This is a genomic window from Curtobacterium sp. B18 (assembly GCF_000333375.1).
Classification (GTDB): domain Bacteria; phylum Actinomycetota; class Actinomycetes; order Actinomycetales; family Microbacteriaceae; genus Curtobacterium.
Genome location: NZ_BACZ01000019.1, coordinates 1 through 10,946, shown reverse-complemented (window position 1 = coordinate 10,946; position 10,946 = coordinate 1). Strand labels below are relative to the sequence as shown.

The window sequence follows — 10,946 nt, the reverse complement described above, 5'->3', positions numbered from 1 at the left end:
AGGACCAGTTCGAGTCCACGGTCGGGAAGGCGATGAACGACATGTTCGCCAAGATCGCCACCGGCGGTTCGGTGTCTGACAGCGACATCAAGACCGCGCTCAAGACCGCCCAGGACCAGGTGTCCCAGGCGAACGGCTGATCGGGCGATGGGCAACCACGACGAGCGCGGTGCGTTCCGGCAGGAGCTGTTCGGGCTCCAGCCGACCGACCGCCCGGTCGACTTCGTGTACGACGTGAACGGGCTGCGCGTGATCACCCTCGACACGAGCGTGCCCGGCGCCCACCACGGCGAGGTCTCCCCCGAACAGCTCGACTGGTTGGCCGAGGTGCTCTCCGAGCAGGCGCCGCACGGCACCATCCTGGCGATGCACCACCCGCCGGTGCCGAGCGTCCAGGACCTCGCGGTGCTCGTCGAGCTCCGTGACCAGGACGCCCTCGCCGAGGTCGTCGAGGGCAGCGACGTCATCGCGATCATCGCCGGTCACCTGCACTACTCGACGAGTGCGGTCTTCGCGGGCATCCCGGTGTCGGTGGCGAGTGCCACGTGCTACACGCAGGACCTCACCGAGTACCAGGGTGGGACCCGCGGGCAGGACGGTGCCCAGTCGTTCAACCTCGTCCACGTCTACGGCCACAACGTGGTGCACTCGGTCGTGCCGATCGGGCACTACTCGACGGTCGGCGAGCCGGTGTCAGCAGTGGAGACCGAGGCGCGGCTCGCAGCGGCCGGCGTCACGATCCCTGCGGCGGCCGAGCCGGCGCCGGTGACGTCGAGCATCCCGGTGTTCACGCTCGACTCGGTACCGGTCTCCCCCGTCCACCGCTGAGGGCGGGGCGCCCGACGCGCCCCGTTCGGGGCCAGGAGGCGCGGGTCGGCTCGATCGTGCGAGCGCGGCCCGCGGGTGGTTGCGTGTGCATGATTCGACATCGCGGTCGTCGCTCGACGAGCGTCATGTCGGAACGTGCACATGCATCGGTGGCGTGTGCATCGTGCGACATCGCGGTTGTCGTTCGACAGGCGGCATGTCGGAAGTGGCAGACGCATCACTCCGTGCGCGCAACGGACGACACGCCCGTCGTCGGACGACAGCGGACCGGTCGCCGAGCCGACCGTCAGCCCGCGTCGCGCTCCCACGGCGCCGGGAACGGGAAGTACTTCTCGAGGAAGTCCGTCACGCGCTCGGTCCGCTCCTCGTCGCTGACCTCCGGGAAGCTGCCGTCGTTCAGGCAGAAGAAGTCCGCGTTCCGCTTCTTGAGCAGGTCGCCGAGTGCCCGCAGCCCGGACTGCATCGTCGTGTCGATGTACCGCACCTCGGCGGTCTCCTGCACGATCGCGCGCCCGGTGAGCAGCGAGTAGTAGTGGTAGAGCGAGTTCGTCACCGAGATGTTGTCGGCCGCACGGAACCGTGACGCCGCGGTGGCCGCGAACTCGTCGGCGAACTCGTGCTCCATCTCGGTCATGATCGACGCGCGCAGCGGGGTCGGCGCGTGCTCGAGGTGCCGGGTGGTGACCGCCCCGAACCGCTGCTGCAGGAGCCGGCGGTTGACGCGGGCGGAGTTCTCGAACCCGCTGCGTGCGGGGTTGTTCGAGCCGAGCCCGATCCGGGTCGTCGCGAGGATGAACTTCGTCACGGAACCCGGGCTGAAGAACACCGACGGGTCGACCAGGCGGCCGAAGAACATGTCGTCGTTCGAGTAGATGAAGTGCTCGCTGATGCCCGGGATGTGGTGCAGCTGCGACTCGACGGCCTGCGAGTTGTGCGTCGGCAGGACGGACGGGTCGGCGAAGAACTCCTCGGAGCGGACGATCCGCACCTTCGGGTGGTCGGCGAGCCACGCGGGCGCCGGGGAGTCGGTGGCGATGTAGATCTGTCGGATCCACGGCGCGAAGGTGTGCACCGAGCGGAGCGCGTACTTCAGCTCGTCGATCTGCCGGAAGCGTGCGGGGGCGTCGTCGCCCTCGCCGAGGACGGCCCCGGACTGCGCCGCCTGGCGCGCCCGCTGGTACTCGATGGCGTTGCCGTCGACCCACGAGAACACGATGTCGATGGGGAACCGGATGTCGGAGACGTGGTCGTCGAACATGTGCTCGACGGTGCGCCAGGTGCGGCCGTACCGCTCGATGTCGACGAGCACGAACTCGTCGATCGGCAGGCTGCGTCGCATGAGGGCATTCTCGACGGGCGCGAGGACCTCGGTGTCGGTGACCCGCCAGAACTCGAGCTGCACGCTCGTCTCGGCGCCGTAGCGCAGGCGTCCGAGCGGCTCGAGGCGCGGTCGGAACACGCGCAGCACGGGCTCGTCGACCGAGCCGAGTCCGTCGTCGATGACGAGCACGGCGGGCTTGCCCGGCGGCTTCGCGTAGAACGGCTCGTTGGCGGCGGCGGCCATCACGGCGCTCTCCGCCCGCTGCCGGTCGCGTTCGTCGAGCGCGATCACCGGGCGCTGGTCGTTGCCGCGGATGAGCAGGTGGTCGACGTCGCCCGCGGTGAGGGCGTCGTCGAGGAACAGGAGGTCCTCGATCATCGACTGCTGGGGCGTGAGGTGCCCGTTGACGAGCGTCAGACGGCCCTTCCGCACGACGACGTCGGGACGTTCGAGACCGCCGGAGGACGGTCGAGGGTTCAGCAGAGGACTCTCGGTCACCGGCTCGGTCTCGTTGCTCATCCATGCCCTTCGCATCAGTGCGCGGGCCTTCGGTGCCCGGCCCCTCATCCTACCGTCCGAGCGGACTCCGGTCCGCTCGGGGACGCACGGTCCGGGCCGGGCGTGTGCGGCGGCGCGTCAGGGTCGGGAGGCGCGGGTCGGCTCCGTCTCGCGCGGCACCGTGACGACGATGCCGACGACGACGAACAGAGCGGCCGCGACGAGCTGCAGGGCCGCCCACACCTCGCCGGGGATCGGGACGACCGCGATCGGGTTCCAGCAGACGGCGACGGCCGCCATGAGCACCGCCGCCCACCAGGTGCGACCCCGGACGGCGAACACCAGGACGATGAGCGCGAGGACCGAGACACCCCACCGGGCGAACACGAAGGCGGACGAGTCGATCACGGCGAGGCAGGCGAGCAGGAGCATCGCCGCGATGAGCGACGGCGCCAGCGCGGGCCGGGTGAACCCCGGCAGCTCGCGCCCGGACTTGCCGGCAGTGGTGCTGGTCGGCCGAGCCGGCGTGCCGGTCGGGACACCCTGCAGGGACGAACCCGCCGGTGGCCGACCCTTCCGCGCTGCCATCAGGCGGTGGCCCCGTCGAGGTCGATCGCCTGGATGGACCGGGACATCGGCGGGAGGTCGCGGACCCGTTCGAGGGCCGGGAGGAGTTCGGCGACGTACGCGCGGTAGCCGTCCTCGGTGAGGTGCAGCCCGTCGTCGGTGAAGCGGTCGTCGAGGTGGTCGCCGTCGGCGAGGGCCGGCCAGGCGTCGAGGTACTGGGCGTGGCAGGTCGCGACGAACTGGCGGAGGTGGCGGTTGGCCTCCTCGATCTTGGCGGTGTACTCGGCCTGACGCGGCAGGATCGACACGAGCAGCAGGCGGACGCCGGGCAGCTCGCGGCGCAGCGTCACGAGCACCGACTCGACGCCGCGCACGACGTGCTCGACGCTCTTGCGGTGGTTCCCGAAGTCGTTCGTGCCGATGAGCAGGACGATCACCTCGGGCTGCTCGGCCACGACGGCGTCGAGCCGCTGCAGGACCCCGTCGGTCGTGTCACCGCCGATGCCCTGGTTGACGGTCCGCTCGTCGGGCAGCCAGGCGTCCCACGACCCCTGCTCGGTGATGCTGTCGCCCAGGAACAGGACGCTCGTGCGTTCCTCGGTCATGCTGCCTCCTCGTGTACGGGTTCCGGGGTCCCATTCTGCTGGGTCCAGTTCCGCCCCGTCGACTCGGTGTGCTCGGACTCCCGCTCGGCGGCCGCCGTGATGCGCTCGACCATGCCGGGGAAGATCACGCCGTGGAAGGGCAGGATCGAGTACCAGTACAGGCGACCGGCGAGTCCCTGCGGGAAGTAGATCGCCCGCTGCCGGTAGTCGCTGCCGCCGTCGTCCGCCGGGGTCACGGTCATCTCGAGCCACGCGCGCCCAGGCGACTTGAACTCGGCGCGCAGCCGCAGGTAGCGGCCGCGCTCGAGGCGCTCGACCCGCCACCAGTCGAGCGCGTCGCCCTGCTCGAGGCGCTTCTGGTCCCGCCGGCCACGGTTGAGTCCGACTCCCCCGGCGAGCTTGTCCATCCACCCACGGGCGACCCAGGCGAGCGGGAACGAGTACCACCCGTTGTCGCCGCCGATCGACTCGACGACGCGCCAGACGTCCTCGGCCGACGCCGCGGAGTGCCGTTTGCGGTCGTCGACGTACACGGTGTGCCCGGCCCAGTCCGGGTCGCTCGGCAGGGGGTCGGCCGGCGTGGCGGCGAGCGTCGCGTTCCGCCAGCTCGTCTCGACCTCGCCGGTGCGCATGCGGGTGAGCGCGAGCCGGACGGCCCGGCGGTACCCGGTGAGGCCGCCCTCCGGTCGCGGGACCACCTCGTCGATGTCGTGCTCGCGCTGGACGCACTCGAACTGGAGCGACTCGATGATCGGCGTCGCGAGCTTGCGCGGGACGGGGGTGACCAGGTTGAACCAGTGCGCGGCGAGTCCGGGCGTCAGCACCGGCAGGACCGAGATCGCCCGCTGCGGGAGCTTCGCCTCGACCGCGTAGCCGTTGAGCATCTGCCCGTACCGGAGGACGTCCGGCCCGCCGATGTCGAAGGTGCGGTTCACGTCGGCGGGGATGTCGAGTGCCTTGACGAGGTAGTAGAGCACGTCGCGGACGGCGATCGGCTGGATGAAGTTGCGGACCCAGCGGGGCGTCGGCATCCACGGCAGGACGTCGGTGACGTGCCGGATCATCTCGAACGAGGTGCTGCCGGACCCGATCACCACACCGGCCTGGTAGGCGATCGTCGGGACGCCCGAGCCGAGCAGGACGTCGCCGACCTCCTTGCGGCTCCGGAGGTGCTTCGAGAGCTCGCCGTCCGGGTGCAGCCCACCGAGGTAGACGAACCGTCGGACCCCCGCCGCCTTCGCCTCGTGCGCCATGGTCTCGACGGCGTCGCGCTCCGCGCGTTCGAAGTCGCCGTCGGCACCCATCGCGTGTGCGAGGTAGTAGACGGCCTCGATGTCCTGCACCGCGGTGCGGACGGCGTCGGCGTCCTGCAGGTCACCGGAGGTGATCTCGACGTCGTCGTGCCAGGGGACGTCCTGCAGCTTGCGGGGGGTGCGGACGAAGACCCGGACGGTGTGACCGGCTTCGAGGAGACGTGGGACGAGGCGACCGCCGATGTAGCCGGTGGCCCCGGTGACGAGGACGCGCATGCGGGGCACGGTACGCGGCTCGGCTCCGGGTAGGCTTGCCGGGTGGACAAAGCAGCGTTCTCCGTCACCGCCGATGCCGTCCGTGGTCTCATCGACCACGCGATCCTCAAGCCCGAGCTGACACGCTCGGACGTCGACGCCCAGCTGGACGAGGCCGCCGAGTACCGCGTCTTCAGCGTGTGCGTCCGCCCGAGCGACGTCGCGCACGCCGTCGAGCGCCTGACGGGCACCGGCGTCGGGGTCGGGACGGTCATCGGCTTCCCGCACGGCACCACCTCCACGGGCGCCAAGGTCGCCGAGTCGCTGCAGGCCCTCGCCGACGGCGCCTTCGAGCTGGACATGGTGCAGAACATCGGCGCCGCGAAGTCCGGCGACTGGGAGCGGGTCGAGGCCGACGTCCGCGCCGTGGTCGACGCCGCGGGCAGCACGGTCGTCAAGGTCATCCTCGAGACCGCGTTCCTCACCGACGACGAGATCGTCGCGGCCTCGCGTGCCGCGCAGTCGGCCGGTGCCGCGTTCGTGAAGACCTCCACCGGGTTCGCCGGCGGCGGCGCCACCGCGGAGCACATCGCGCTCATGCGCGCCACCGTCGGCCCGGACACCGGGGTGAAGGCCTCCGGCGGCGTCCGCGGGCTCGACACCCTCGTCGAGATGGTCGAGGCCGGCGCGGACCGCATCGGCACGAGTGCCTCGGCCCGCATCCTCGACGAGGTCGCGCACCGTGCCGAGACCGGCACCGCGTCCTCCGTCGGCGACGACACCACGTCCTACTGACCTGCCGGGGCGCGAGCCCCGGACCGCCAGAGCACCACCCGACCCCACCGGGGCCGGCGCCCGCCGGACGCGACGACGCGTCCAGGACCGGCACCGCGCCTCCCGACCGCCGCATCGGAGCGCGCATGTCCACCACCCAGCCCACCGCCCTCGCACTCGCCGTCGACCTCGGCGGCACCAAGGTCGAGGCGGCCCTCGTCACCGACGCCGGCGTCGTCCTGCCGGCCACCCGGTTCCGCAGCCCGACCGGCCCGGGCCGGACGTCCGACGAACTGCAGGCCGCGGTCGACGAGGTCGTGACGGCGGCCCTCGCCGCGCTGCCGACCGACGCCGCGCTCGTCGGGGTCGGCATCGGCTCGGCCGGTCCGGTCGACGAGGAGCACGGCCTCGTCTCGCCCCTCAACATGCCGGTCTGGCGCGGGTACCCGCTGCGGGACCGCGTCGCGGCGCACGTCCCCGCCGGCACGCCCGTGACGCTCCGGATGGACGGCCTCGCGATCACCCTCGCCGAGCACTGGGTCGGCGCTGCGCAGGGCTCCGACCACGTCATGGGCATGATCGTCTCGACCGGGGTCGGCGGTGGCCTGATCCTGCACGGCCGGACGGTGTCGGGCCCGACGGGCAACGCCGGGCACATCGGCCACGTCGAGTGCGGCGGCTTCGACGACCACTGCGCCTGCGGTGGCACCGGGTGCCTCGAGGCGATCGCCAGCGGGCCGAAGACCGTCGCCTGGGCGCAGCGGCAGGGCTTCGCGGGCAGCACCGGCGAGGAGCTCTCGGCGGCGTACGCGGCCGGCGACGAGATCGCGGTGGCGGCGGTCAAGCGCAGCGGCCGTGCGCTCGGGCAGGCCATCGCGGCCGCCACGAGCCTCGTCGACCTCGAGGTCGTGGCCATCGGCGGCGGGTTCTCGCACGTCACCCCCGACCTGTTCGAGTACGCGCGCGAGGCGGTGGCGGAGCGCGTCGAGTTCGGCTTCGTGACCAAGGTGCGCATCGTCCCGACCGGGCTCTCGCAGGACGGCCCGCTCATCGGCGCCGCGGCGCTGGTGCACCGCGCGGACGTCCTGCGCTGACCCGACGTCGCCGGACGGCGACTGCGGTGCTCGCGACGTCGGAGCTGACGGACGGGAGGCGCGGTGCGGGGCCGACCCGCGCCTCCCGTCCGGCAGACGGTCGCGTCGTCGACGGGTCCGGCAGCCTCTCCACAGGCGGCGCCGGTGCGGAGCGCGCGTCGGGCAGGATGTCCGGGTGCCCCGAACCCGACTGCTGACGACCGACGACTGGCCGGAGGCCGAGTTGCGGGCGGCCGTCCTCGCCGGCGAGCTCGTGGCGGTCGGCGCCTGCTGGGCCTCCCCCACCGAGCCGCAGACGCCGTCGCTCCGGGCTGCTGCGGCCGCGTGGTCGCTCGGCGACGCACGGTTCATCGCCGGCACCCGGACGGCCGCCTGGATCTGGGGCGCCGTCTCCCGCGCGCCGACGCCGGTCGAGGGCTGTGTGCCGCTCCGCGTCCGCGTGCACACCGACGGCGCCGTCCACGTCCGCGAGGTCGTGATCGCCGACGAGGACACGGTCGTCCTCGGTGGACTCCGCGTGACCACACCGCTCCGCACCGTCGTCGACCTGCTGCGCAGCCCCGGGGACCGTCCGGGCGGGTTCGATCCGGCGGACGCCCGAGCCGTGGCCGGTCTCCTCGCGATCGAAGCCGTCTCGGTCGACGAGGTCACCGGACACCTCGCGGCGCTCGGGACGATCCCGATGGTCCGTCAGGCGGAGCGGCGACTGGCGGCAGTGCAGCGGCTCGGCGGCTGCAGCGACCCGGTCAGCCCGCGCTGACCCGGTACACGTCGTAGACCGCGTCGATCCGGCGCACGGCGTTCAGCACGCGGTCGAGGTGCGTCGTGTCGCCCATCTCGAACACGAAGCGACTGAGCGCCAGCCGGTCCGAGGACGTCGAGACCGTCGCGGACAGTATGTTCACGTGGTGGTCGGTGAGGACACGGGTCACGTCGCTGAGCAGGCCCGACCGATCGAGTGCCTCGATCTGGATCTGCACGAGGAACACCGACTTCGACGACGGCGCCCACTCGACCTCGATCATGCGGTCGGGCTCGTTCATGAGCGACTTCACGTTCGTGCACGAGGCCTGGTGCACCGAGACGCCCTGACCGCGGGTGATGAACCCGACGATCTGGTCGCCGGGGACGGGGGTGCAGCACTTCGCGAGCTTGACGAGGATGTCGGGTGCCCCCCGCACCAGCACGCCGCTGTCGCTGTTGCGCAGCTGCCGGCTCGTGACCTGGCGCGGGAAGCTGAGCTCCGGCTCTTCCGTCTCGGTCTCGGTCTGGACGTTGCCGAGGACCTTCTCGATCACCGACTGCGTGGAGACGTGCCCCTCGCCGACGGCGGCGTACAGCGCGGAGATGTCGTCGTAGCGCATCGAGGACGCGACCTCGGAGATCGAGTCCTGGCTCATGATGCGCTGCAGCGGCAGGTTCTGCTTGCGCATGGCCCGTGCGATCGCGTCGCGGCCCTGCTCGATCGCCTCTTCGCGGCGCTCCTTGGTGAACCACTGCTTGATCTTGTTCCGGGCACGGGGGCTCCGGACGAAGGTCAGCCAGTCCTGGCTCGGACCGGAGTCGGGGTTCTTCGACGTGAAGATCTCGACGACGTCGCCGCTCGACAGCGCGCTCTCGAGCGGGACGAGGCGGCCGTTGACCTTGGCGCCCATCGTGCGGTGCCCGATCTCGGTGTGCACGGCGTACGCGAAGTCCACCGGGGTCGCGCCGGACGGCAGCCCGATGACCTTGCCCTGCGGCGTGAAGACGTAGGTCTCCTTCGCGCCGATCTCGTAGCGCAGCGAGTCGAGGAACTCCCCCGGGTCGCTGGTCTCGGCCTGCCAGTCGGTGATGTGCGCGAGCCACGCCATGTCCTGGTCGGTCGCCGAGGACGAGTCGACGTCACGCCCGGCGGCGCGCTGCTTGTACTTCCAGTGCGCGGCGACACCGAACTCGGCGCGCTGGTGCATCTCGTGCGTGCGGATCTGGATCTCGACCGCGCGGCCCTGGGGCCCGAGGACGGTGGTGTGCAGCGACTGGTACAGGTTGAACTTCGGCGTCGCGATGTAGTCCTTGAAGCGACCCGGCAGCGGCGTCCACCGCGCGTGCACCGAGCCGAGCATGGCGTAGCAGTCGCGCACGGTCGGCACGAGGACACGGATGCCGACCAGGTCGTAGATCTCGTCGAACTCGCGCCCGCGCACGATCATCTTCTGGTAGATCGAGTAGTACTGCTTCGGACGACCCATCACCTCGCCGCGCACCTTGGCGGCCTTGAGGTCCTTCTTGAGCGTGCCGATGACGTTCTGGACGAACTGCTCGCGCTTCGGCTGGCGTTCCTTGACGAGGCTGTCGATCTCGACGTAGAGCTTCGGGTGGAGCACCGCGAACGACAGGTCCTCGAGCTCCAGCTTGATCATCTGGATGCCGAGCCGGTGCGCGAGCGGCGCGTAGATCTCGAGGGTCTCCTTCGCCTTGCGTGTGGCGGAGGTGGACTCGACGAAGCCCCAGGTGCGCGCGTTGTGCAGGCGGTCGGCGAGCTTGATCACCAGGACCCGGATGTCCTTCGACATCGCGATGACCATCTTGCGGACGGTCTCGGCCTGGGCGCTGTCGCCGTACTTGACCTTGTCGAGCTTCGTGACGCCGTCGACGAGCATCGCGATCTCGTCGCCGAAGTCCTCGCGCAGCTGGTCGAGCTGGTAGTCGGTGTCCTCGACGGTGTCGTGCAGGAGCGCGGCGGCGATCGTGATCGGCCCGATCCCCAGGTCGGCGAGGATCTGCGCGACCGCGACGGGGTGCGTGATGTAGGGCTCGCCGGACTTGCGCTTCTGCCCGTCGTGCGCGCGCTCCGCCACCGAGTAGGCCCGCTCGATGAGCGTGACGTCGGCCTTGGGGTGGTGCGACCGGACGGTGCGGATCAGGGTGTCGACGGCCCCCGCGGGCTGGGCACGCGAGAACAGCCGGGGCAGCAGCGAACGGAGCGAGCCGAGGTTGCCGGTCGTGTTCGGACCGAGGGGACTCGTCGGACGCTGCGGCGAACCGGGCCGGCTGGCGGACCCGGTGTCCTGGCCGGCTCGCGGCGCAGGGGCGTCCTGGGGCGTGGACTCACGTGTGTCCGTCATGCTGCGCCTCCCGGGGTGCCCGTCCGAGCTCGATCCGACAAGACTACGCGTGTCCGGTCAGTGCTCGTGACGCGGTTCGCCCTGGGCGTCGCGCACCACGGGGGCGCCCGACTGCTCCCACGCGACCATGCCGCCGACGAGGTTCACCGCGGGGACACCGGACTGCTCGAGCGCGGCGACGACCCGGGCGGAGCGTCCGCCGGAGTGGCAGACGATGATCGCCGGCTGGTCTCCGCCGTCGATCTCCTTCCAGCGGGCGACGAGCTCGGACATCGGCACCAGGGTCGCCGCTTCGGCGTGGACCTCGTCCCACTCGCCCTGCTCGCGCACGTCGAACAGGCGCGCCCCGGATTCGATCCGGCGACGGGCCTCGGCGACGTCGACGTCGACGATCTCCGCCGGCATCAGACGCCCGCCGTCGCGTCGACCTCGCGCTGGCGCTTGGCGGCAGCGGCCTGCTTCTTGGCGTCGGCCTGCTTGATCTTCGGCTCGTTCTCACGCAGGTGCGCGTACATCGGCGACGCGATGAAGATCGTCGAGTACGTCCCGACGATGATGCCGATGAACAGGGCGAGCGAGATGTCGCGGAGCGTGCCGGCCCCGAGGACGTACGACCCGATGAAGAGGATCGCCGCCACGGGCAG

General features: G+C 71.3%; 9 protein-coding genes and 2 pseudogenes. 4 read left to right on the top strand and 7 right to left on the bottom strand.

From position 1 onward, the window contains the following. Positions 1–144: 144 nt before the first annotated feature. Positions 145–828 (top strand): annotated as a pseudogene (locus tag I5E_RS00615) (metallophosphoesterase); the annotation flags it as partial. A gap of 286 nt (positions 829–1,114) precedes the next feature. Here the strand turns inward: I5E_RS00615 and I5E_RS00610 are convergent. The 4 genes from I5E_RS00610 to I5E_RS00595 form a co-directional block, all read right to left on the bottom strand. After that, a complete protein-coding gene (locus tag I5E_RS00610) occupies positions 1,115–2,668 on the bottom strand; it encodes a stealth conserved region 3 domain-containing protein (RefSeq protein ID WP_022905297.1) in 1,554 nt (517 codons plus the stop codon). Positions 2,669–2,785: 117 nt separating this feature from the next. Further along, a complete protein-coding gene (locus I5E_RS00605) occupies positions 2,786–3,235 on the bottom strand; it encodes a DUF6804 family protein (RefSeq protein WP_022905296.1) in 450 nt (149 codons plus the stop codon). Next, the gene (locus I5E_RS00600) at positions 3,235–3,819 is read right to left on the bottom strand and encodes a GDSL-type esterase/lipase family protein (protein ID WP_031260853.1); all 585 of its coding nucleotides are present in this window, start codon (positions 3,817–3,819) and stop codon (positions 3,235–3,237) included. Before I5E_RS00600 ends, I5E_RS00605 begins: the two co-directional genes overlap by 1 nt. Next, the gene (locus I5E_RS00595) at positions 3,816–5,348 is read right to left on the bottom strand and encodes an SDR family oxidoreductase (protein ID WP_022905295.1); all 1,533 of its coding nucleotides are present in this window, start codon (positions 5,346–5,348) and stop codon (positions 3,816–3,818) included. Before I5E_RS00595 ends, I5E_RS00600 begins: the two co-directional genes overlap by 4 nt. A 42-nt stretch (positions 5,349–5,390) precedes the next feature. Between I5E_RS00595 and deoC the strand changes: the two genes are divergently transcribed. The 3 genes from deoC to I5E_RS00580 all read left to right on the top strand — a co-directional run bounded on the left by deoC (position 5,391) and on the right by I5E_RS00580 (position 7,955). Beyond that, positions 5,391–6,122: a deoxyribose-phosphate aldolase gene (gene deoC, locus I5E_RS00590; protein ID WP_022905294.1), complete on the top strand. Its 732-nt coding sequence runs from the start codon at positions 5,391–5,393 to the stop codon at positions 6,120–6,122. 125 nt (positions 6,123–6,247) lie between these two features. After that, on the top strand, positions 6,248–7,195 hold the full coding sequence (locus I5E_RS00585) for an ROK family protein (RefSeq protein WP_022905293.1): 948 nt from the start codon (positions 6,248–6,250) through the stop codon (positions 7,193–7,195). 175 nt (positions 7,196–7,370) lie between these two features. After that, the gene (locus I5E_RS00580; RefSeq protein ID WP_022905292.1) at positions 7,371–7,955 is read left to right on the top strand and encodes a type IV toxin-antitoxin system AbiEi family antitoxin; all 585 of its coding nucleotides are present in this window, start codon (positions 7,371–7,373) and stop codon (positions 7,953–7,955) included. Here the strand turns inward: I5E_RS00580 and I5E_RS00575 are convergent. The 3 genes and pseudogenes from I5E_RS00575 to I5E_RS00565 form a co-directional block, all read right to left on the bottom strand. Continuing rightward, the gene (locus tag I5E_RS00575; protein ID WP_022905291.1) at positions 7,942–10,302 is read right to left on the bottom strand and encodes a RelA/SpoT family protein; all 2,361 of its coding nucleotides are present in this window, start codon (positions 10,300–10,302) and stop codon (positions 7,942–7,944) included. The two genes, I5E_RS00580 and I5E_RS00575, sit on opposite strands and share 14 nt — an antisense overlap. Before the next feature lie 57 nt (positions 10,303–10,359). Continuing rightward, a complete protein-coding gene (locus I5E_RS00570) occupies positions 10,360–10,707 on the bottom strand; it encodes a rhodanese-like domain-containing protein (protein WP_022905290.1) in 348 nt (115 codons plus the stop codon). Then, positions 10,707–10,946: pseudogene (locus I5E_RS00565) on the bottom strand (protein translocase subunit SecF); the annotation flags it as partial. The pseudogene I5E_RS00565 and the gene I5E_RS00570, both read right to left, overlap by 1 nt.